Below are 23,445 nucleotides of genomic sequence, written 5' to 3'. Positions count from 1 at the left end.
GAAAACCCGACACGGCAGGAGATCATTCCTTTTCAGGACGTCCGTCAGGATTTGCCCGAAGAGGAAGGAAAAGCTGTCGGCCGGTAGGGATGCGGGCAGAGGTCGGGCGGTTCGCCGGCTGACCTTGTCCTGTCCAAGACTGCAGGCGCCTGCGGGGAATTTCGATTTCTCAACGGCTTAATCGCATGGCCTGCATAGACGGGTGAAGACCGGATTTCACTTCGCACCCAGCTTTAAGGGCTGGCTTTGCGAAACGGGTCTGGTTCGGACCTCGACACGCCGTGGACCTCTAAGGGGTTCCCGGAGGGCAGGCTTTGAATTGTCGTCTTGCCCGGCGTGTCCTGGGGGATTTGGCCCCGAGGTTCAGGTTTGGGCGGGACGATGGGTGCAACCCGGCGGTCCCGCTGTCGCGATGACCGCCAACCGGAGAGAGCTTGCTGTGGAACGAGCGGCAAAAAAGGAAGCGGTCGAACAGCTCCATGAGGTCTTCAAGACCACGGGCGTCGCGATCGTTGCTCAATATTCCGGCCTCACCGTCGCCCAGATGCAGACTCTGCGCAAGCAGATGCGGCAGGCTGGCGCATCGGTGAAGGTCTCGAAGAACCGTCTCGCCAAAATTGCTCTTGAAGGCACTGACGTCGTTGCCATCGGCCCCATGCTGAAGGGACCGACCGTGATCGCGACTTCGAACGATCCGGTAGCGGCGCCGAAGGTCGCCATCGACTTCGCCAAGGCGAACGAAAAGTTCGTCATCGTCGGCGGATCGATGGGCAAGACCGTCCTGAATGTCGACGGCGTGAAGGCGCTTGCCTCGCTGCCGTCGCTTGACGAACTGCGCGGCAAGATCGTCGGCCTCATCGTGGCCCCGGCGACCAAGCTGGCCCAGCTCGCCAACGCGCCCGCGGGCAAGCTCGCGCGCGTCATCCAGGCTCATGCCTCAAAGGGCGAAGCGGCCTGACGCCCTTCGCAAAACTCAAACCCGAACCAGACACATACGTAAGGAAACTGAACAATGGCTGACTTGCAGAAGATCGTTGACGACCTCTCGAGCCTCACCGTGCTCGAAGCCGCTGAGCTGGCGAAGCTCCTCGAAGAGAAGTGGGGCGTTTCGGCTGCCGCGGCTGTCGCCGTGGCCGGCCCGGCCGGTGCTGGCGGCGGCGCTGCCGCTCCGGCGGAAGAGAAGACCGAGTTCACGGTCGTTCTCGCCTCTGCCGGCGAGAAGAAGATCGAGGTCATCAAGGAAGTCCGCGCCATCACCGGTCTCGGCCTCAAGGAAGCAAAGGACCTCGTCGAGGGTGCTCCGAAGCCGCTGAAGGAAGGCGTGAACAAGGAAGAAGCCGAGAAGATCAAGGCCCAGATCGAGAAGGCTGGCGCCAAGGTCGAGCTCAAGTAACGCAATTTACTTCAGCGAAATCCCGGGCTCGCGAAGCGAGGCCCGGGACCTCGTCCCAAGATCGTGGATGGCCGGGCCAAGCCCGGCCATGACGATCGGAAAGACGAGGCGGATGCAAAAGGCGTGCGACGGAACGATCCGACGCAGGCCGAACACGAAAAAGTGTGGGGATTTACGGGTTTAACCCTCGAATCTGCACTATTGTCGCCCCATATCGGGTCGGCAGCACGAAAGCGCGGTGGGCAGGGAGGCCGGATTTCCCTGTAAGCCGTTGGGAGAGCAGGCTATTTCGGGCTTTTGCAGTCCGTGAAGACGATCGTTGTGACGGGCGGGCGCGCAGCAGCGCCCCGCGCGTCGTTTTGCGTTTTGAAGGTCTGAAGAACAGATTCAGGACATTCCCGCCTGAAACTGAGTTTCCGGCCCCCAAAACGGGTTCGAAAAATTCAACCCGGAAAGCGGTGGCAGCCGCGTTCCGGACGGCGCGCCCAGAGCGGGCGACGAAATGAGAGGCCACGATGGCGCAGCAGACATTCACCGGTCGCAAACGCGTTCGCAAGTTCTTCGGACACATCAAGGAAGTCGCCGAGATGCCGAACCTCATCGAGGTTCAGAAGGCGTCCTATGACCAATTCCTGATGGTCGATGAACCCACTGGCGGCCGTCTCGACGAGGGTCTGCAGGCAGTGTTCCGCTCGGTGTTCCCGATCTCGGATTTCTCGGGCACCTCGATGCTGGAGTTCGTCCGCTACGAGTTCGAGCAGCCGAAATATGACGTCGACGAGTGCCGCCAGCGCGGCATGACCTTCGCGGCTCCCCTCAAGGTGACGCTGCGCCTCATCGTGTTCGATATCGACGAGGAAACCGGTGCGAAGTCGGTCAAGGACATCAAGGAGCAGGACGTCTACATGGGCGACATCCCGCTCATGACGATGAACGGCACCTTCATCGTCAACGGCACCGAGCGCGTCATCGTCTCGCAGATGCACCGTTCGCCCGGCGTGTTCTTCGACCACGACAAGGGCAAGACCCATTCGTCGGGCAAGCTGCTGTTCGCCGCCCGCGTGATCCCGTATCGCGGCTCCTGGCTCGACATCGAGTTCGACGCCAAGGACATCGTCTATGCGCGTATCGACCGTCGCCGCAAGATTCCGGTGACGTCGCTGATGTTCGCCCTCGGCCTCGACGGCGAAGCGATCCTGTCCACGTTCTACAAGAAGATCCTCTACAAGCGGACCAAGGACGGCTGGCGCGTTCCGTTCGACGCCAACCGTTTCCGCGGCTACTCGACCGTCAACGACCTGATCGACGCCGACACCGGCAAGGTCGTGCTCGAGGCCGGCAAGAAGCTCACCGTCCGTGCCGCCCGCCAGCTCCAGGAGAAGGGGCTGAAGGCGCTGCGCATGGCCGATGAGGAGCTGGTCGGCAACTACGTCGCCGAGGACCTCGTCAACCCGAAGACGGGTGAGATCCATGCGGAAGCCGGTGAGGAGATCACCGACAAGCTGATGAAGGCGCTCAACGAGCAGGGCTACAAGGAGCTGCCGCTGCTCGACATCGACCACGTCAATGTCGGCCCCTACATCCGCAACACCCTCTCGGCCGACAAGAACATGACGCGCGAGGACGCGCTGTTCGACATCTACCGCGTGATGCGTCCGGGCGAGCCGCCGACGCTGGAATCGGCGCAGGCCATGTTCCAGTCGCTGTTCTTCGACGCCGAGCGCTATGATCTCTCCGCGGTCGGCCGCGTCAAGATGAACATGCGCCTCGACCTCGATGCGCCCGATACCCAGCGCACGCTGCGCAAGGAAGACATCCTCGCGGTCATCAAGACCCTGGTGGACCTGCGCGATGGCAAGGGCGAGATCGACGACATCGACCATCTCGGCAACCGCCGTGTGCGCTCGGTCGGCGAGCTCATGGAGAACCAGTACCGCATCGGCCTGCTGCGCATGGAGCGCGCGATCAAGGAGCGCATGTCCTCGGTCGACATCGACACGGTCATGCCGCAGGACCTGATCAACGCGAAGCCCGCGGCTGCCGCCGTGCGCGAGTTCTTCGGCTCCTCGCAGCTCTCGCAGTTCATGGACCAGACCAACCCGCTCTCGGAGATCACCCACAAGCGTCGTCTCTCGGCGCTTGGACCGGGCGGTCTGACCCGCGAGCGCGCCGGCTTCGAAGTCCGCGACGTGCATCCGACCCATTACGGCCGTATCTGCCCGATCGAGACGCCGGAAGGTCCGAACATCGGCCTCATCAACTCGCTTGCGACCTTCGCGCGCGTGAACAAGTACGGCTTCGTCGAGACGCCGTACCGCAAGGTCAAGGACGGTCGCGTCACCGACGAGGTCGTGTACCTCTCGGCGATGGAAGAGGGCCGCTACACGGTCGCGCAGGCCAACGTGCCGCTCGACCCGAAGGGCCGCTTCACCGAAGACCTCGTGGTCTGCCGTCACGCCGGCGAAGTCTTGCCGGTGACCCCGGACAAGGTCGACTACATGGACGTGTCGCCGAAGCAGCTCGTTTCGGTCGCCGCGGCGCTGATCCCGTTCCTCGAGAACGACGACGCCAACCGCGCGCTGATGGGCTCGAACATGCAGCGCCAGGCGGTGCCGCTGGTTCGCGCCGAGGCGCCGTTCGTCGGAACCGGCATGGAAGGCGTAGTTGCGCGAGACTCGGGTGCCGCGATCGCGGCGCGCCGTTCGGGCGTGATCGACCAGATCGACGCCACTCGCGTCGTCATCCGCGCCACGGAAGACCTCGATCCGACCAAGTCGGGCGTCGATATCTACCGTCTGATGAAGTACCAGCGCTCGAACCAGTCGACCTGCATCAACCAGCGTCCGCTGGTGAAGGTCGGCGACGTCGTCAAGAAGGGCGACATCATCGCCGACGGTCCGTCGACCGATCTCGGCGAGCTCGCTCTGGGGCGCAACGTGCTGGTCGCGTTCATGCCGTGGAACGGCTACAACTTCGAAGACTCGATCCTGCTCTCCGAGCGGATTGTGAAGGAAGACGTCTTCACCTCGATCCATATCGAGGAGTTCGAGGTGATGGCCCGCGACACCAAGCTCGGACCTGAGGAAATCACCCGCGACATTCCGAACGTCTCGGAAGAAGCGCTGAAGAACCTCGACGAAGCCGGTATCGTCTACATCGGCGCGGAAGTGCGCGCCGGCGACATCCTGGTCGGCAAGATCACGCCGAAGGGCGAAAGCCCGATGACGCCGGAAGAGAAGCTGCTGCGCGCCATCTTCGGCGAAAAGGCCTCCGACGTCCGCGACACCTCACTGCGCGTGCCTCCGGGCGTGCAGGGCACGATCGTGGAAGTGCGCGTGTTCAACCGTCATGGCGTCGACAAGGACGAGCGTGCGCTGGCGATCGAACGGGAAGAGATCGAGCGTCTGGCCAAGGACCGCGACGACGAGCAGGCGATCCTGGACCGCAACGTCTACAACCGTCTTGCCGAGTTGCTCGAGGGACGGCAGGGCATTGCGGGCCCGAAGGGCTTCAAGAAGGACACCAAGATCACCCGTGCGGTGCTCGAGGAGTACCCGAAGTCGCAGTGGTGGCTGTTCGCTTCGCCGAACGACAAGCTGATGGCCGAGATCGAGGCCATGCGGAAGCAGTACGACGAGTCGAAGAAGGGGCTTGAACAGCGCTTCCTCGACAAGGTCGAGAAGCTCCAGCGCGGTGACGAATTGCCGCCCGGCGTGATGAAGATGGTCAAGGTCTTCGTCGCGGTGAAGCGCAAGATCCAGCCCGGCGACAAGATGGCCGGCCGCCACGGCAACAAGGGCGTGGTGTCGAAGATCGTGCCGATCGAGGACATGCCGTTCCTCGAAGACGGCACGCACGCCGACATCGTGCTCAACCCGCTGGGCGTGCCCTCGCGCATGAACGTCGGACAGATCCTCGAGACCCATCTCGGCTGGGCCTGCGCCGGCCTCGGCAAGCGTATCGGCCAGACGGTCGATGCCTACCTGTCGAAGCAGGACATCAAGCCGCTGAAGGAAACCTTGAAGAAGGTCTACGGCGAGGACGAGACCATCAAGACGCTCAACGACAACGAGCTGCTTGAACTCGGCCATAACCTCAGCCGCGGCGTGCCGATCGCAACCCCGGTGTTCGATGGCGCCAAGGAAGCCGACATCGAGGAGATGCTGAAGCTGGCCGGTCTCGACGCTTCGGGTCAGTCGACCGTCTATGACGGCCGCACCGGGGATGCTTTCGATCGCAAGGTGACGGTCGGCTACATCTACATGCTCAAGCTGCACCATCTGGTCGACGACAAGATCCATGCGCGTTCGATCGGTCCGTACTCGCTCGTCACCCAGCAGCCGCTGGGCGGCAAGGCGCAGTTCGGTGGCCAGCGCTTCGGCGAAATGGAGGTGTGGGCGCTCGAGGCTTACGGCGCGGCCTACACGCTCCAGGAGATGCTGACGGTGAAGTCGGACGACGTCGCCGGCCGCACCAAGGTGTACGAGGCGATCGTGCGCGGCGACGACACGTTCGAGGCCGGTATTCCGGAATCGTTCAACGTGCTGGTCAAGGAAATGCGCTCGCTCGGCCTCAACGTCGACCTGCACAACTCCAAGATGGGACCGGCGCCGACGTCGGAAGCGGCCGAGTAATTCGACCTTTCATGCCCGGCCTTCGACGGCCGGGCATCGGCGCCCGGCCTGAGGCCTTGAGGGCAGGGCGCCCTGCACGAGTGATTTTCGAATTTGCGGCCGGAGGCGACCGGCACGCGAGGAGAAGACGATGAACCAAGAAATTATGAATCTCTTCAACCCGACGACGCCGGCTCAGGTCTTCGACCAGATCCGGATCTCGATCGCGTCTCCAGAGAAGATTCTGTCCTGGTCCTACGGCGAGATCAAGAAGCCGGAGACCATCAACTACCGTACCTTCAAGCCCGAGCGCGACGGCCTGTTCTGCGCCCGCATCTTCGGGCCGATCAAGGACTACGAGTGCTTGTGCGGCAAGTACAAGCGCATGAAGTACAAGGGCATCATCTGCGAGAAGTGCTCGGTCGAGGTCACGCTGTCGCGCGTCCGGCGCGAGCGCATGGGCCATATCGAGCTCGCCGCGCCCGTCGCCCACATCTGGTTCCTGAAGTCGCTGCCCTCGCGCATCGGCCTGCTGCTGGACATGACGCTGAAGGATCTCGAGCGGATCCTCTACTTCGAATACTACGTGGTGCTCGAGCCGGGTCTCACCGCGCTCAAGGACCGTCAGCTGCTGTCGGAAGACGAGTATCTGAAGGCGCAGGACGAGTACGGCCAGGACAGCTTCACCGCCATGATCGGCGCAGAAGCGATCCGCGAGCTGCTCAAGGGCATGGACCTCGAGAAGCTCGAGGCTTCGCTGCGCGTCGAGATGCAGGAGACCGACTCCGACATCAAGCACAAGAAGCTCGCCAAGCGCCTGAAGATCGTCGAAGCGTTCCGCCACTCCGGCAACAAGCCGGAATGGATGATCATGACCGTGGTTCCGGTGATTCCGCCGGATCTGCGTCCGCTGGTGCCGCTCGACGGCGGCCGCTTCGCGACCTCTGATCTCAACGACCTCTACCGCCGCGTCATCAACCGCAACAACCGCCTGAAGCGGCTGATGGAGCTGCGTGCGCCCGACATCATCATCCGCAACGAGAAGCGCATGCTTCAGGAAGCGGTCGATGCGCTGTTCGACAACGGCCGCCGCGGCCGCGTCATCACCGGCGCCAACAAGCGTCCGCTGAAGTCACTCGCCGACATGCTCAAGGGCAAGCAGGGCCGCTTCCGTCAGAACCTGCTCGGCAAGCGCGTCGACTATTCGGGCCGTTCGGTGATCGTGGTCGGTCCCGAGCTGCGCCTGCATCAGTGCGGCCTGCCGAAGAAGATGGCGCTTGAGCTGTTCAAGCCGTTCATCTATTCGCGGCTCGACGCCAAGGGCCTGTCCACCACCGTGAAGCAGGCCAAGAAGCTGGTCGAGAAGGAGCGGCCCGAGGTCTGGGACATCCTGGACGAGGTGATCCGCGAGCATCCGGTGCTGCTGAACCGTGCCCCGACGCTGCATCGCCTCGGCATCCAGGCGTTCGAGCCCGTGCTGATCGAAGGCAAGGCGATCCAGCTTCACCCGCTGGTCTGCTCGGCGTTCAACGCCGACTTCGACGGTGACCAGATGGCCGTGCACGTCCCGCTGTCGCTCGAGGCGCAGCTGGAAGCGCGCGTCCTGATGATGTCGACCAACAACATCCTGCATCCGGCGAACGGTCAGCCGATCATCGTGCCGTCGCAGGACATCGTGCTCGGTCTCTACTACGTCTCGATCATGCGTGAAGGCCTCCCCGGCGAGGGCAAGGCGTTCGGCGACATGGCCGAGCTCGAGCACGCGCTGCACGCGAAGGTCATCCACCTCCACACCAAGATCAAGTACCGGTGGGAAGGCATGGACGAGTCCGGCAAGGTCTCCAAGCGCTGGATCGAGACCACCGCCGGCCGCGTCATGCTCGGCAACCTGCTGCCGAAGAACCCGCGCGTCACGTACGAGATCATCAACAAGCTGATGACCAAGCGCGAGATCTCGGGCGTCATCGACCAGGTCTACCGCCATTGCGGCCAGAAGGAGACGGTGATCTTCTGCGACCGCATCATGGCGCTCGGCTTCTACAACGCGTTCAAGGCCGGCATCTCGTTCGGCAAGGACGACATGGTCGTGCCGCACGGCAAGTGGAAGATCGTCGACACCACCCGTACGCTGGCGAAGGATTTCGAGCAGCAGTACAACGACGGCCTGATCACCCATGGCGAGAAGTACAACAAGGTTGTCGACGCCTGGTCGAAGGCCACGGAAGAAATCGCCAAGGCGATGATGAAGGAAATCTCCGCCACCAAGAAGACGGCGAGCGGAGCCGATGCCGACATCAACTCGATCTACATGATGGCCCACTCCGGTGCCCGCGGTTCGCCGGCCCAGATGCGCCAGCTCGCCGGCATGCGCGGCCTGATGGCCAAGCCGTCGGGTGAGATCATCGAGACGCCGATCATCTCGAACTTCAAGGAAGGCCTCTCGGTGCTCGAGTACTTCAACTCGACCCACGGCGCCCGCAAGGGCCTCGCGGACACCGCGTTGAAGACCGCGAACTCGGGCTACCTGACCCGCCGTCTCGTCGACGTCGCGCAGGACTGCATCATCACGCAGAGCGACTGCGGTACCAAGCTCGGCATCAAGATGCGCGCCATCGTCGATGCGGGCACCGTGGTCGCCTCGCTCGGCTCGCGCATCCTCGGACGCACGGCCTGCGAGGATATCCGTGACAGCTCGGGCAAGGTGATCATCAAGCGCGACACGCTGATGGAAGAGAGCCATCTGGAAGCCATCCAGCAGGGTGGCGTGCAGGAGGTGAAGATCCGTTCGGCTCTGACCTGCGAACTCGTCAACGGCATCTGCGGCAAGTGCTACGGCCGCGACCTCGCCCGCGGCACGCCGGTCAATCACGGTGAAGCCGTCGGCGTCATCGCGGCGCAGTCGATCGGCGAGCCGGGCACCCAGCTGACCATGCGCACCTTCCACATCGGTGGTGCGGCGCAGCTCAACGAGCAGTCGTTCGTCGAAGCCAATTTCGACGGCAAGATCGTGATCCGGAACAAGTCCATCGCCCGCAACAGCGAAGGTCACCTGATCGCGATGGTACGCAACATGGTGGTGGCGATCGTCGATGCCGACGGCACCGAGCGTGCGACGCACCGCGTCCAGTACGGCTCGCGCCTGCACGTCGACGAGGGCGACAACGTCAAGCGCGGCCAGCGTATCGTCGAGTGGGATCCCTACACCCGTCCGCTCCTCACCGAAGTCGAAGGTACGATCGGCTTCGAGGACCTGGTCGAGGGGCAGTCGATCTCGGAAACGCTCGACGAGGCCACCGGCATCGCCAAGCGCGTGGTCATCGACTGGCGCTCGACCCGCGGCGGCTCGGACCTGCGTCCGGCCATCGTGGTCAAGGGCAAGGACGGCAAGGTGCTCAAGCTCCCCCGTGGCGGCGATGCCCGCTACATGCTGTCGGTCGACGCCATTCTCTCGGTCGACGTCGGCGCCAAGGTCAATCCGGGCGACATCCTCGCGCGTGTCTCGACCGAAAGCGCCAAGACGCGTGACATCACCGGCGGTCTGCCGCGGGTGGCGGAGCTGTTCGAGGCACGGCGTCCGAAGGATGCGGCGATCATCGCCGAAATCGCGGGCACCATCCGGTTCGGACGCGACTACAAGAACAAGCGTCGCATCTCGATCGAGCCGATGGACAAGACCGAGGAACCGCGCGAGTACCTGATCCCGAAGGGCAAGCACATCCACCTTCAGGACGGCGACGTCGTCGAAAAGGGCGACTTCATCGTGGAAGGCAACCCGGCGCCGCACGACATCCTTGCGGTCAAGGGCATCGAGGAGCTTGCGGCCTATCTGGTCAACGAGATCCAGGAGGTCTACCGGCTCCAGGGCGTGCTCATCAACGACAAGCACATCGAGGTGATTGTCCGTCAGATGCTCCAGAAGGTGGAAGTCACCGACCAGGGCGATACGGACATGATCTCCGGCGAGCAGGTCGACAAGATCGAGTTCGACGCGCTCAACGAGAAGGCCAAGGAAGAGGGCAAGAAGCCCGCCACGGGTACGCCGGTTCTGCTCGGCATCACCAAGGCGAGCCTGCAGACCCGCTCCTTCTTCTCGGCGGCCTCGTTCCAGGAGACCACCCGCGTCCTCACCGAGGCGGCGGTCAACGGCAAGATCGATCCGCTCGAGGGCCTCAAGGAGAACGTCATCGTCGGCCGGCTGATCCCGGCGGGCACCGGCGCGTCCATGGCCAAGATCCGCGAGGTCGCGATGAAGCGCGACAAGCTGATCCTGGACGAGCGCGAGAAGCAGGCAGCTGTGGTGTCGCCCGCGCCGGAGGCCGAGCTTCCTGCGCTGCCGCCTGCGGAATGATCGTTCACCCGTAAGAATACCGAGGACAATGAAAAGGCCGGCGCGAGCCGGCCTTTTTGCTGCTTTGATTGCCTGTTGCGGTGCGAGATCAACCTTTGTTCATCTTTCCTTCAGGCGCAAAAGCGCTTCTGCTAGTGCAGCTTAGACCGGTGGATCCCGTGACGGGGGCAGGGCCGGAGACCACGGAACTGACATGCTTGATCTCGCAATCGTAGGCGGCGGCCCCGGCGGGCTGATGAGCGCCTGGTATCTGAAGCGTAAGCTTGGCGACCTCTGCCGCGTCACCATCTTCGAGGCGTCCGATCGGCTCGGCGGCAAGATCGTCACGCGCAAATTCGATTCGGCGCCGGCGATGTACGAGGCCGGCGTTGCCGAGATCTACGACTACTCGATGACGGGCCCGGACCCGCTGCGCGAGCTGATTCAGCATTTCGGACTTCAGACCATTCCGATGGACGCCGAGCAGGTGCAATTCGGCGGCGAGCTGCTCGACGACGTCGCGGGCATGCGCCGCAGATACGGCGCCAAGACCGCGGCGGCGATCGAGACGTTCCGCAAGCGCTGCACCGAGGTGATGTCGCCGATCGAATATTACGAGGGCGTCGGCGCGCACGACAACGAGAACCCCTGGGCCTACAAGACCGCCGAGCAGGTGCTCGACGAGGAGGTCGAGGACGAGACCGCGAAGCGTTTCTTCAAGGTGATGGCGCGCTCGGATATCGCCACCGAGAGCCACAACACCAACGGCCTCAACGCGCTCAAGAACTACCTGATGGATGTGGACGGCTATATCGGCCTCTACTCCATCCAGAACGGCAACGAGCAGCTGATCGAGTGCCTGCAGTCGGAGGTCAATGCCGACATTCAGCTCAATCACCGCGTGCTCACCGTCGGCAAGGCGCCGACCGGCCGCTACCAGCTCAAGATGATGAACGGCAAGGGGCCGGAGACGCGCGACTTCGATCTCGTGCTGATGTGCCTGCCGCATTCCTGGCTCGCCACGATGGGGTGGGAAGGCGAGCAGCTGCGCAAGTCGATGGTCAAGCACATCTCCTATTTCGACCGTCCGGCGCACTATTTGCGCGTCTCGATCCTGTTCGACACCCCGTTTTGGGGCGAGAAGATTCCGGGTGCCTGGTTCATGTCGGAGGCCTTCGGCGGCTGCTGCGTCTACAACGAGGGCGCGCGTCACGACGTCGGCAAGCACGGCGTGTTGAACTGGCTCATTCCCGGCTCCGACGCGCTGGCCTTCGCCAACCTCTCGGACCAGGAGCTGATCGACGCCGCGCTGAAATCGCTGCCGGCCTCGCTCGGCGATGCCCGCGCCCATTTCATGGAAGGCAAGATCCATCGCTGGCTGTCATCGGTGAACGCGCTGCCGGGCGGCCTGCCCGTGCGCGACATCATGACCAATCATCGGCCGGAGCCGAAGGAACATCCGGGCATCGTGGTGGTCGGCGACTACCTGTTCGACTCCACGCTGAACGGCCTGCTCGACTCCTCGGATGCGGCGACCGACATCATCCTGACCGAGATGATGCGCCTGCGCCGCGAGCGCGCGCAGGACGGCCGGCCGGTCTCGGACAAGATCGACCGCGATTATTTCGAGAATTATCGCGGCCTCGGTCCCTATCACGAGGCGTGGAAGCACTTCACCGATCCCGATTATCTGACAAAGCTGATCGGCATCGTCTGGGGCAATGCGAAAGGCGCCAAACTGCTGGTCGCGGGCTCGGCGAGCGGCGAGCTGGTCGGCGCGCTGCGCGATCGCGGCATCGATGCCTGGGGCATCGAGAACAACCGCGCCATCCACGCCAAGACGCCGAAGGCGCTCAAGAAGTACAACAAGCTCGGCTCGATCACCGACATGCCGTTCAAGGGCGGCAGCTTCGACTTCGTGTTTGAGACCAGCCTCTGCCACGTTTCCCCGAAGCAGGTGGTCCGCGCGATCCGCGAGTTCAACCGCGTGGTCAAGACCGGCCTCGTGTTCGGCTCTGTTACCTCGGACATGGCCTCGGCAGTGATCGACCGCTACGATCTCCTGCGCGGGGTCAAGAAGCTCGGCACCTGGTGGGAATGGTCCGAGCTGTTCTTCGGCAACGGCTTCGAGCTGTCGATGCACCGCAAGGACTGCACCGACGCGCTGTGGGAGGCGACGCTTGCCGCGGGCAAGGGCCCGGGTCAATGGTACGCCGACGCCGACAGCTTGCGTTATTCGTTCTTCGACAAGGTCGAGGACGAGGACGACGACTAGCGTTCAAGGATCGGGTGAATTCGCCAATTGTTTTGCCGAATTCATTTTGATCGCATAGAATCGGTGCGATAGCGGCTCTCCGCTATCTCCTGCTTTCTCTGCGGTCATGCCGGCCGTCAGCATCGGTTGGTATCATGGCGTCCAAGCCTCTCTCGCCCGACAAACAGAAGCTCACCGCCGAAGATGCGACCGAGCTCGACGACAAGCTCGCCATCGCCGCCAAGCCGGACCTCGAGGACGACGAAGACGAGGAGGATGACGAGCTGGAGCTCGATGACGACGATGAGGACGAGGACCTCGTCGTCTTTACCGCGCGCGAGGCCGCCGGCGCGCTCGCCACCATCCTGGGCTTCGTCAAGCCCTTCCTCACCAACTACAAGCGGATGCTGTCGTTCGTGGCGTTCGGCGTCGTTGTCGAGACGCTGTTCAACGTCATCATGCCGCTCAGCCTGAAGTACCTGATCGACGACGCGCTCGGTGAGGAGGATTTCCAGGCGCTGTACAAGATCCTCGGCGTGCTCGCGGTCGCCGGCATCCTCACCTCCATCATCGCGGTCTGGTACGAGCGCTGGGACGCGCGGCTGGCCGCCTGCATCATCTCCGACGTCCGCAAGCGCCTGTTCGAGCACGTCCAGGAGCTGCCGGCGGCTTATTTCGGCCGCACCAAACGCGGCGAGATCCTGTCGCGCTTTTCCGTCGACCTCTCGGCGTTCGAAGGCTCGGTGAAGACCTTCGCCAACAGTGCGGCGCTGCCGTTCCTGGAACTGGTCGCCGGCATCATCCTGATGTTGTTTTTGAACTGGCAGCTCGCCGTGGTCGCGCTGCTGGTGTTCCCGATCACCCTGATTGGCCCGCGCATCCTCACCCCGAAGGCGGTGCAGGCCAATTACGAGCAGAAGCTCAACGAGAGCGCGCTGCTCGGCATGGTGCAGGAGAACGTGGCGGCGCAGGCCGTGATCAAGGCGTTCAGCCTGCAGCGCAAGATGTTCGGCTTCTTCCGCTTCCGCAACGACGAGACCCGCAACAGGATCGCCTCCGCCGCGTTTCTGTCGACCATGGTGGAGCGGACGGTCACCATCTCCGTGCTTTTGCTGCACCTCGTGGTGCTCGCGATCGGCGCCTATCTCGCGACCAAGGGCCAGATTACCATCGGCACCTTCGTGACCTTCGAGAGCGCGTTCTGGGAGGTCTCCTACAACATCGCCCATGTGATGCACTTCATCCCGGTGTCGATCTCCTCGGCCGCCGCGGTCCGCCACATCCAGGAGCTGCTTGACGAGCCGACTCGCGGCGCCGATCGTCCCGGCGCGCCCGACCTGCCGCGCATCACCAACGACATCACCTTCGATCACGTCACTTTCCAGTACGAAGGCAGCCAGACGCCGGTGCTGGACAATCTCAGCCTCAAGCTCAAGGTCGGCAGGAGCATCGCCATCGTCGGTCCCTCGGGCTCCGGCAAGAGCACGCTGCTCAACCTGATCCTGCGGCTCTACGTGCCCGACGAGGGCCGCGTCACCATCGATGGCGTCGACGTCCGCAAGGTGACGCTGGATTCGCTGCGCCGGAGCATGGCGGTCGTGTTCCAGGAGAACATGCTGTTCAACATGTCGATCCGCGAGAACATCCGCCTCGGCAAGGAGGGCGCGACCGACGAGGAGGTGGAGGAGGCGGCGAAGAAGGCCGAGATCCACCGCTACATCATGAGCCTGCCGCAGCGCTACGACACGCAGGTCGGAGAGCGCGGCGACACGCTCTCGGGCGGCCAGCGCCAGCGCATCGCGATCGCGCGCGCGATCATCCGCAATCCCTCGGTGCTGCTGCTGGACGAGGCCACCTCGGCGCTGGACCAGACCACGGAAGCGGCGATCAACCGCACGCTGCTGAAGGTCGCCAAGGGCCGCACCATGATCTGGTCGACCCATCGCCTGACCTCGGTGGTCGAGATGGACGAGATCATCGTGATCTCAGGGGGCAGGGCGATCGAGCGCGGCTCGCATGCCGAGCTGCTTGCCAAGAACGGCACCTATCGCAAGCTGTGGAACGACCAGATGCACCAGCCGCACAGCGCTGCGGCTCAGGCCGATGACGACAGCGAGGATGACGACGAGGAAGACGACGACCTCGCGGATGATGAGGACGAGGGCGACGAGGAGGAGTGACCGAGGAAGTTCGGTTCCAGGGCGAAGGCGCCTCCGAGCGGCCGCAATAGCCCCTGCACCGACCAGGCCGAGATCGAATGGCGGGCGCTGACGACTTTCCGCGCAATGCCGAGCTGGTGGCGCAGGCCGACATTGAGACCGTTGGCGAGCACGACAAGACGGGCCGAGATCGTCTCGCCATTGGAGAGCGAAACCCTCTGCCGCTCCGGGCTGGTCTCGACCGTAGTCGCCTTGGCGCAGATGCGCTCGACGTTCCCAGGGATATCGCCGCGGACGGCGTTGACCAGGGAATCGTAGATGATGTTGAACTGTCGGCTTGGCGCCTTATCGGGCAGACGGCCGAAGCGCGCGATCCTGTTCTCGCCAGCAAAGGTGGCGCGGCGCAGGACCGATTCTCCAATTCCGGTCTTTAGGAATCGCTCGACCTGGACGTGACCGCTGAGTTTCTCGACGCGAAAATCCGCCGGATAGCTCTGATGCGGATCGATCAGCGCGGTCGAAATGCCGGCCCGGCCGAGCACCGCGGCGGCGGTCGAGCCGGACAATCGCCCGCTGATGATGGAAATCTCGGTGTACCGCTTGGCGCAAATCTCTCCCGAAGACGGCAGACTGCCGCATCAACAGGAAGAAAAGCCTGAGCACGGGACATAAAAGTATATTTCATCCGGATGTAAATAGGTCGCTGGGGTAGCGGAGCAGGGGCCTCATGCCCATATCCGGACGGCGCGGTGAGTGCGGCAAACAGCGATTTCGACAGTCGTGAGAAGCGTTTTCTGACTGTCGTTTCACCTTGACTTGACCGATTCTCACTTATAGAAAGCGCCTCACTTAACGACAGGCGGTGAGCATCGCCAGCGTCGGAACGGGCCACCCGTTGATCCCCACGGACTAGCTCCCCAAGGGTCGTTTAAGGCGGGCACCAACCTCGACGAATGCCGCTCAAACGCTGTCGATCATAGCTAGGCAATGCCAGTGCGATTTTAGTTCTCTTGAGCTTGTTCTCTTGAGATCGAATTCGGATGCATGACCTCGGTGCGCGGGCCGCAGCTTGACGCTGATCGGCCTCAATATCGCGGTCCTCTGTGGCGTCGAAGCGCTTTCCGCTCGTTGATGGAGCGGTTGGCGCAATTTCGCTTTGCGCGAATTGTTCCGCAAAGGCGGCCTCGTCGGGTGGGTAGCTCGAGAAGAATTTGCGGTCCCGGCGACGGGCCGCGTCAAGACAGCGGGTCCGGAAGGGGTCGCGACAGAACAAAGGGTAAGGCCAGGATGCCGACGATCAACCAGCTGATCGCTCAACCGCGTGAAGTGCAGAAGTCGCGCAAGAAGGTGCCGGCGCTGCAGCAGTCGCCGCAGAAGCGTGGCGTTTGCACGCGCGTCTACACCACGACCCCGAAGAAGCCGAACTCGGCGCTTCGTAAGGTTGCCAAGGTGCGCCTGACCAACGGCTTCGAGGTGATCGGCTACATCCCCGGCGAGGGCCATAACCTCCAGGAGCACTCGGTGGTCATGATCCGCGGCGGCCGCGTCAAGGACTTGCCCGGCGTGCGCTATCACATCCTCCGCGGCGTTCTGGATACCCAGGGCGTCAAGAACCGTAAGCAGCGTCGTTCGAAGTACGGCGCCAAGCGTCCGAAGTAAGCGGGAACCAGCTCAATGTCTCGTCGCCACTCAGCGGAAAAGCGCGAAGTTCTCCCGGATCCGAAGTTCGGGAACATCATCGTCACGAAGTTCATGAACTCGGTGATGTATGCCGGCAAGAAGTCGGTTGCCGAAGGCATCGTTTATGGTGCGTTTGGCATCATCGAGAGCAAGACCAAGCAGAACCCGCTCGGCGTGTTCGAGCAGGCGCTCGAGAACGTCATGCCGACGATCGAGGTTCGCTCCCGCCGCGTCGGCGGCGCGACCTACCAGGTTCCGGTCGAGGTTCGTTCGACCCGCCGGCAGGCGCTTGGCATTCGCTGGCTGATCGCGGCTGCGCGCGAGCGCAACGAGAAGACGATGACCGAGCGGCTCTCGGCGGAGCTCTTGGACGCATCGAATAACCGGGGGAACGCCGTCAAGAAGCGTGAAGACGTGCACCGGATGGCGGAAGCCAACCGCGCCTTCTCGCACTATCGCTGGTAACGGCGAAACAAACGGACTCGCAAGGAACACCCTATGCCCCGCCAACATGCCATCGAGGACTACCGTAACTTCGGTATCATGGCGCATATCGACGCCGGCAAGACCACGACGACCGAGCGCATCCTGTACTACACCGGCAAGAGCCACAAGATCGGCGAAGTGCACGAAGGTGCCGCGACGATGGACTGGATGGAGCAGGAGCAGGAGCGTGGCATCACGATCACCTCGGCTGCGACCACCGCGTTCTGGAACGGCAAGCGCCTGAACATCATCGACACGCCCGGCCACGTCGACTTCACCATCGAGGTCGAGCGCTCGCTGCGCGTGCTCGACGGCGCCGTCTGCGTGCTCGACTCCAACCAGGGTGTCGAGCCCCAGACCGAGACCGTCTGGCGCCAGGGCGACAAGTACAAGGTTCCGCGCATCGTCTTCGCCAACAAGATGGACAAAATCGGTGCCGACTTCTTCAAGTGCCTGTCGGACATCGTCGACCGTCTGGGCGCCAAGCCCGTCGCGATCCAGCTCCCGATCGGCGCCGAGAACAATTTCAAGGGTCTCGTCGACCTCGTGAAGATGAAGGGCGTCATCTGGAACGATGAATCGCTCGGCGCGAAGTTCGATTATGTCGACATTCCGGAAGACCTCGTTGACCAGGCCAAGGAATACCGCGAGAAGATGGTGGAAGCCGCCGTCGAGCTCGATGACGACGCCATGGCCGCCTATCTCGACGGCAAGGAGCCGGACGAGGCGACGCTGAAGAAGCTGATCCGCAAGGCGGTGCTGACCGGCGCGTTCTATCCCGTGCTGTGCGGCTCGGCCTTCAAGAACAAGGGCGTGCAGCCGCTGCTCGACGCCGTCGTCGACTACCTGCCGTCGCCGCTCGACGTGCCCGCGATCAAGGGCACCGACGACAAGGGCAACGAAGTCGTTCGCAAGGCGGACGACAAGGAGCCCCTGGCGCTGCTCGCATTCAAGATCATGGACGACCCGTTCGTCGGCACCATCACCTTCTGCCGCATCTACTCCGGTATCCTGCAGAGCGGCACCGGCGTCGTGAACTCGACCCGCGAGAAGAAGGAGCGTATCGGGCGCATGCTCTTGATGCATGCGAACAACCGCGAGGACATCAAGGAAGCCTATGCCGGCGACATCGTCGCGCTGGCCGGCCTGAAGGAAGCGCGCACCGGTGACACGCTGTGCGATCCCGATAAGCCGGTGATCCTCGAGAAGATGGAATTCCCCGAGCCGGTCATCGAGATCGCGATCGAGCCGAAGTCCAAGGCCGACCAGGAGAAGCTGGGCGTGGCGCTGGCCAAGCTCGCCGCGGAGGATCCGTCCTTCCGCGTGTCGACCGACCACGAATCCGGCCAGACCATCCTCAAGGGCATGGGCGAACTCCACCTCGACATCAAGGTCGACATCCTCAAGCGCACCTACAAGGTCGACGCCAATATCGGCGCGCCGCAGGTTGCGTTCCGTGAGCGCATCACCAAGCGGGTCGAGCACAGCTACACCCACAAGAAGCAGACCGGCGGTACCGGCCAGTTCGCGGCCGTGTCGTTCATCGTCGAGCCGAACGAACCCGGCAAGGGCTTCGAGTTCGAATCGAAGATCGTCGGCGGCGCGGTGCCGAAGGAATACATCCCCGGCGTCGAAAAGGGCCTGGAGAGCGTGCTCTCGTCCGGCGTGGTCGCGGGCTTCCCCGTGGTCGATGTCAAGGTGCAGCTCGTGGACGGCAAGTATCACGACGTCGACTCGTCGGCGCTCGCCTTCGAAATCGCCTCGCGCGCCTGCTTCCGCGAAGCGCTGCAGATGGGCAAGTCCGTGCTGCTCGAGCCGATCATGAAGGTCGAAGTGGTGACCCCGGAAGACTACACCGGCTCGGTCATCGGCGACCTGAATTCCCGGCGCGGTCAGATCCAGGGGCAGGACATGCGCGGCAACGCCAACGTCATCAACGCGATGGTGCCGCTCATGAACATGTTCGGTTACGTGAATAACCTGCGCTCGATGAGCCAGGGTCGCGCGACCTTCACCATGCAGTTCGACCACTACGCAGAAGCGCCGGCGAACGTGTCGGCAGAAGTCCAGAAGAAGTTTGCCTGATTGTCGTCGGTCTCAAGCTGACGATTGAACGGAGAGTCAAATGGCCAAAGCAAAGTTTGAACGTAACAAGCCGCACTGCAACATCGGCACCATCGGTCACGTCGACCATGGCAAGACGTCGCTGACCGCGGCGATCACCAAGATCCTCGCCGAGACCGGCGGCGCGACGTTCACCGCGTACGACCAGATCGACAAGGCGCCGGAAGAGAAGGCTCGCGGCATCACCATCTCGACCGCGCACGTCGAGTACGAGACCACGAACCGCCACTACGCCCACGTCGACTGCCCCGGCCACGCCGACTACGTGAAGAATATGATCACCGGCGCCGCCCAGATGGACGGTGCGATCCTGGTCGTGTCGGCCGCTGACGGCCCGATGCCGCAGACCCGCGAGCACATCCTGCTCGCCCGCCAGGTCGGCGTGCCCGCGCTCGTCGTGTTCCTCAACAAGTGCGACATGGTCGACGATCCGGAGCTGCTCGAGCTCGTCGAGCTGGAAGTCCGCGAGCTGCTCTCGAAGTACGAATTCCCCGGTGACAAGATCCCGATCATCAAGGGTTCGGCGCTCGCCGCTCTCGAAGATTCGGACAAGAAGCTCGGCCACGACGCCATCCTCGAGCTGATGCGCAACGTCGACGAGTACATCCCGCAGCCGGAGCGTCCGATCGACCAGCCGTTCCTGATGCCGGTTGAAGACGTGTTCTCGATCTCGGGCCGCGGCACCGTCGTGACCGGCCGTGTCGAGCGCGGCGTCGTCAAGGTCGGCGAGGAAATCGAGATCGTCGGTCTTCGCGCCACCCAGAAGACCACCGTCACCGGCGTCGAAATGTTCCGCAAGCTGCTCGATCAGGGCCAGGCCGGCGACAACATCGGCGCTCTGCTCCGCGGCACCAAGCGCGAGGACGTCGAGCGCGGCCAGGTTCTGGCCAAGCCGGGTTCGGTCAAGCCGCACACCAAGTTCAAGGCTGAGGCCTACATCCTCACCAAGGAAGAGGGCGGTCGCCACACCCCGTTCTTCACCAACTACCGTCCGCAGTTCTACTTCCGCACCACCGATGTGACCGGTGTCGTGCACCTGCCGGAAGGCACCGAGATGGTGATGCCGGGCGACAACATCGCGATGGAAGTGCACCTGATCGTGCCGATCGCGATGGAAGAGAAGCTCCGCTTCGCGATCCGCGAAGGTGGCCGCACCGTCGGCGCCGGCGTCGTCGCCTCGATCATCGAGTAATTACGAGAATAGGGACGGCGAGTAGCGAGTGGTGACATTCGCTATTCGCTATTCGCCACCCACTGAAGAGAGACCACGGCAATGAACGGCCAAAACATTCGTATCCGTCTCAAGGCGTTCGACCATCGTATCCTCGATACGTCGACCCGCGAGATCGTGAACACGGCGAAGCGCACCGGCGCGCAGGTCCGCGGACCCATTCCGCTGCCCACCCGCATCGAGAAGTTCACCGTCAACCGTTCGCCCCATGTCGACAAGAAGAGCCGCGAGCAGTTCGAGATGCGCACGCACAAGCGCCTGCTCGACATCGTCGATCCGACCCCGCAGACCGTCGATGCTTTGATGAAGCTCGACCTGGCCGCCGGTGTCGACGTCGAGATCAAGCTCTAAGATTTTGGATCCCGTTCGCGCAAGCGGACAAAGAGAACAGGAAGCAAGCCGATGCGCTCCGGAGTGATCGCACAAAAGGTCGGGATGACGCGGGTCTTCACGGAGGCCGGCGAACATATCCCCGTGACCGTGCTGAAGCTCGGCAATTGCCAGGTCGTAGGCCACCGCACTGAAGAGAAGAACGGTTACGTCGCGCTCCAGCTTGGTTCTGGCAGCCGCAAGACCGTTTACATGCCCAAGGCCGAGCGCGGCCAGTTCGCGGTCGCCAAGGTCGAGCCGAAGCGCCGGGTCGAGGAATTCCGCGTCACCGCGGATGCCATGATCCCGGTCGGCGCCGAGATCCAGGCCGATCACTTCGTCGTCGGCCAGTTCGTCGACGTCACCGGCACCTCGGTCGGTAAGGGCTTTGCCGGCGGTATGAAGCGCTGGAACTTCGGCGGCCTGCGCGCCACGCACGGTGTGTCGATCTCGCACCGCTCGATCGGTTCGACCGGTGGTCGTCAGGATCCGGGCAAGACCTGGAAGAACAAGAAGATGCCCGGCCACATGGGTGTCGATCGCATCACCACGCTCAACCTTCGCGTCGTCCAGACCGATGTTGAGCGCGGCCTGATCCTCGTCGAAGGCGCCGTTCCCGGCTCCAAGGGCGGCTGGATCCGCGTGCGCGACGCCGTCAAGAAGCCGCTGCCGAAGGAAGCTCCGAAGCCCGGCAAGTTCAAGGTCGCTGGCGACGCGGACGCCGCTCCGGCTGCGCAGGAGGCGTGAGATGGAACTGAAGGTCACCACCCTCGAAGGTAAGGAAGCGGGCTCCGTCCAGCTGTCCGACGCCATCTTCGGTCTTGAGCCGCGCGAGGACATCATCGCGCGCTGCGTGCAGTGGCAGCTCAACAAGCGCCAGGCCGGCACGCACAAGGCCAAGGGCCGCGCCGAGATCTGGCGCACCGGCAAGAAGATGTACAAGCAGAAGGGCACCGGCGGTGCTCGTCACGGCTCGGCCCGCGTGCCGCAGTTCCGCGGCGGTGGCCGTGCCTTCGGTCCGGTGGTGCGTTCGCACGCCACCGACCTGCCGAAGAAGGTCCGCGCGCTCGCGCTCAAGCATGCGCTTTCGGCCAAGGCCAAGGACGGCGATCTCGTCGTGATCGAGAAGGCCGCGCTGGAGGCTGCCAAGACCAAGGCGCTGCTCGGTCACTTCTCGGGTCTCGGGCTCACCAACGCGCTGATCATCGACGGCGCCGAGCTCAACAACGGCTTTGCCGCCGCGGCCCGCAACATCCCGAACATGGACGTGCTGCCGATCCAGGGCATCAACGTCTATGACATCCTGCGCCGTCAGAAGCTGGTTCTGACCAAGGCCGCCATCGATGCGCTGGAGGCGCGCTTCAAATGAGCAAGAACATCGAGCCTCGGCACTACGACGTGATCCTGTCGCCGGTCGTGACCGAAAAGGCGACGATCGCCTCGGAGCACAACAAGGTGCTGTTCAAGGTGGCCGCGAAGGCGACCAAGCCGCAGATCAAGGAAGCGGTCGAGAAGCTGTTCGACGTCAAGGTCAAGAGCGTCAACACGCTGGTCCGCAAGGGCAAGATCAAGGTCTTCCGCGGCAATCTCGGTTCGCAGTCGAACAGCAAGCGCGCGATCGTGACCCTCGAAGAGGGCCACCGGATCGACGTCACCACCGGTCTGTAAGGTCGTACGACGATGGCACTGAAGACATTCAATCCCACGACGCCGGGCCAGCGCCAGCTGGTGATGGTCGATCGTTCGGCCCTGTACAAGGGCAAGCCGCTGAAGGCGCTCACCGAGGGCAAGAAGTCCTCGGGCGGCCGCAACAACACCGGCCGCATCACCGTGCGTTTCCGTGGCGGCGGTCACAAGCAGACGCTGCGCACCGTCGACTTCAAGCGTGAGAAGGTCGACGTTCCCGCGACCGTCGAGCGGCTCGAGTACGATCCGAACCGCACCGGCTTCATCGCGCTGATCAAGTACCAGGACGGCGAGCAGGCCTACATCCTAGCGCCGCAGCGCCTGGCCGTGGGCGACACCATCATCGCCGGCAACTACGTCGACGTGAAGCCGGGCAACGTCATGCCGCTCGGCAACATGCCGGTCGGCACGATCATCCACAACATCGAGGTCAAGATCGGGAAGGGCGGTCAGCTCGCCCGTTCGGCGGGCACCTACGCCCAGCTCGTCGGCCGCGACCAGGATTACGTCATCATCCGCCTGAACTCGGGCGAGCAGCGCCTGGTGCACGGCCGTTGCCGCGGCACGATCGGCGCGGTGTCGAACCCGGACCACATGAACACCTCGATCGGCAAGGCCGGTCGCAAGCGTTGGATGGGCCGCAGGCCGCACAACCGCGGTGTCGCGATGAACCCGATCGACCATCCGCACGGCGGTGGTGAAGGTCGCACTTCGGGCGGTCGTCACCCGGTCACCCCGTGGGGCAAGCCGACCAAGGGCAAGAAGACCCGCACCAACAAGTCGACCAACAAATTCATTCTCCTAAGCCGCCACAAGCGGAAGAAGTAAGGAACGCCGGACATGGTTCGTTCAGTCTGGAAAGGCCCGTTCGTCGAGGGTTCTCTGCTCAAGAAGGCAGATGCCGCGCGCGCGTCCGGCCGTCACGACGTCATCAAAATCTGGAGCCGTCGCTCGACGATCCTGCCGCAGTTCGTCGGCCTGACCTTCGGCGTCTACAACGGTCAGAAGCACGTGCCGGTGGCGGTCAACGAGGAAATGGTCGGTCACAAGTTCGGCGAGTTCTCGCCGACCCGGACCTTCCATGGCCACTCCGGCGACAAGAAAGCCAAGAAGGCTTGAGGAT

16 protein-coding genes and 1 pseudogene are annotated in these 23,445 nt (G+C 63.3%); 16 read left to right on the top strand and 1 reads right to left on the bottom strand.

All coding sequences use genetic code 11. From position 1 onward, the window contains the following. The first annotated feature begins 439 nt into the window (after nt 1-439). From rplJ to AC5V87_RS25215, 6 genes are all read left to right on the top strand, one after another. Nucleotides 440-958 (top strand): 50S ribosomal protein L10, encoded by a 519-nt coding sequence (gene rplJ / locus AC5V87_RS25240; protein ID WP_456837867.1) that lies wholly within the window; start codon nt 440-442, stop codon nt 956-958. 54 nt (nt 959-1,012) lie between these two features. Further along, nucleotides 1,013-1,393 (top strand): 50S ribosomal protein L7/L12, encoded by a 381-nt coding sequence (gene rplL, locus AC5V87_RS25235; RefSeq protein WP_235545606.1) that lies wholly within the window; start codon nt 1,013-1,015, stop codon nt 1,391-1,393. Nucleotides 1,394-1,908: 515 nt separating this feature from the next. Next, nucleotides 1,909-6,027, top strand: a complete 4,119-nt coding sequence (gene rpoB, locus AC5V87_RS25230) for a DNA-directed RNA polymerase subunit beta (protein ID WP_456837868.1) — start codon at nt 1,909-1,911, stop codon at nt 6,025-6,027. 130 nt (nt 6,028-6,157) lie between these two features. After that, nucleotides 6,158-10,354: a DNA-directed RNA polymerase subunit beta' gene (rpoC, locus tag AC5V87_RS25225; RefSeq protein ID WP_456837869.1), complete on the top strand. Its 4,197-nt coding sequence runs from the start codon at nt 6,158-6,160 to the stop codon at nt 10,352-10,354. A 193-nt stretch (nt 10,355-10,547) separates the two neighbouring features. After that, on the top strand, nt 10,548-12,608 hold the full coding sequence (locus tag AC5V87_RS25220) for an FAD-dependent oxidoreductase (RefSeq protein ID WP_456837870.1): 2,061 nt from the start codon (nt 10,548-10,550) through the stop codon (nt 12,606-12,608). Between the two features lie 134 nt (nt 12,609-12,742). Next, the gene (locus AC5V87_RS25215; RefSeq protein ID WP_495368048.1) at nt 12,743-14,767 is read left to right on the top strand and encodes an ABC transporter ATP-binding protein; all 2,025 of its coding nucleotides are present in this window, start codon (nt 12,743-12,745) and stop codon (nt 14,765-14,767) included. A gap of 68 nt (nt 14,768-14,835) precedes the next feature. Here AC5V87_RS25215 and AC5V87_RS25210 read toward each other — a convergent pair. Next, nucleotides 14,836-15,357: pseudogene (locus tag AC5V87_RS25210) on the bottom strand (FAD-dependent monooxygenase); the annotation flags it as partial. Nucleotides 15,358-16,033: 676 nt separating this feature from the next. Here AC5V87_RS25210 and rpsL point away from each other — a divergent pair. The 10 genes from rpsL (at nt 16,034) to rpsS (ending at nt 23,441) form a co-directional block, all read left to right on the top strand. Then, nucleotides 16,034-16,405 carry a 30S ribosomal protein S12 gene (gene rpsL / locus AC5V87_RS25205; RefSeq protein ID WP_007603006.1) on the top strand — a complete coding sequence of 124 codons (372 nt, stop codon included), beginning with the start codon at nt 16,034-16,036 and terminating at the stop codon, nt 16,403-16,405. A 15-nt stretch (nt 16,406-16,420) separates the two neighbouring features. Then, nucleotides 16,421-16,891 carry a 30S ribosomal protein S7 gene (gene rpsG / locus AC5V87_RS25200; RefSeq protein ID WP_018647239.1) on the top strand — a complete coding sequence of 157 codons (471 nt, stop codon included), beginning with the start codon at nt 16,421-16,423 and terminating at the stop codon, nt 16,889-16,891. 33 nt (nt 16,892-16,924) lie between these two features. Beyond that, nucleotides 16,925-18,997, top strand: a complete 2,073-nt coding sequence (fusA, locus tag AC5V87_RS25195) for an elongation factor G (RefSeq protein WP_456837872.1) — start codon at nt 16,925-16,927, stop codon at nt 18,995-18,997. Between the two features lie 40 nt (nt 18,998-19,037). Continuing rightward, nucleotides 19,038-20,228 (top strand): elongation factor Tu, encoded by a 1,191-nt coding sequence (gene tuf / locus AC5V87_RS25190; RefSeq protein ID WP_235545631.1) that lies wholly within the window; start codon nt 19,038-19,040, stop codon nt 20,226-20,228. 81 nt (nt 20,229-20,309) lie between these two features. Beyond that, entirely contained in the window at nt 20,310-20,618 is a 309-nt protein-coding gene (gene rpsJ / locus AC5V87_RS25185) for a 30S ribosomal protein S10 (protein WP_002712302.1), read from the top strand. Between the two features lie 51 nt (nt 20,619-20,669). Then, the gene (gene rplC / locus AC5V87_RS25180) at nt 20,670-21,383 is read left to right on the top strand and encodes a 50S ribosomal protein L3 (protein WP_008549275.1); all 714 of its coding nucleotides are present in this window, start codon (nt 20,670-20,672) and stop codon (nt 21,381-21,383) included. Nucleotide 21,384: 1 nt separating this feature from the next. Continuing rightward, complete coding sequence (gene rplD, locus AC5V87_RS25175) at nt 21,385-22,005, top strand: 50S ribosomal protein L4 (RefSeq protein WP_018647243.1); 621 nt, start codon at nt 21,385-21,387, stop codon at nt 22,003-22,005. After that, complete coding sequence (locus AC5V87_RS25170) at nt 22,002-22,304, top strand: 50S ribosomal protein L23 (protein ID WP_456837874.1); 303 nt, start codon at nt 22,002-22,004, stop codon at nt 22,302-22,304. Before rplD ends, AC5V87_RS25170 begins: the two co-directional genes overlap by 4 nt. 12 nt (nt 22,305-22,316) lie before the next feature. Continuing rightward, a complete protein-coding gene (gene rplB / locus AC5V87_RS25165) occupies nt 22,317-23,150 on the top strand; it encodes a 50S ribosomal protein L2 (RefSeq protein WP_060736369.1) in 834 nt (277 codons plus the stop codon). 12 nt (nt 23,151-23,162) lie between these two features. Next, a complete protein-coding gene (gene rpsS / locus AC5V87_RS25160) occupies nt 23,163-23,441 on the top strand; it encodes a 30S ribosomal protein S19 (protein ID WP_008136357.1) in 279 nt (92 codons plus the stop codon). The last annotated feature ends 4 nt before the right edge of the window (nt 23,442-23,445 follow it).

This window comes from Bradyrhizobium sp. SOJA106, assembly GCF_059448745.1.
Note: the sequence above shows the minus strand (reverse complement) of the source record. Positions and strands in the feature narration are given on the sequence as shown.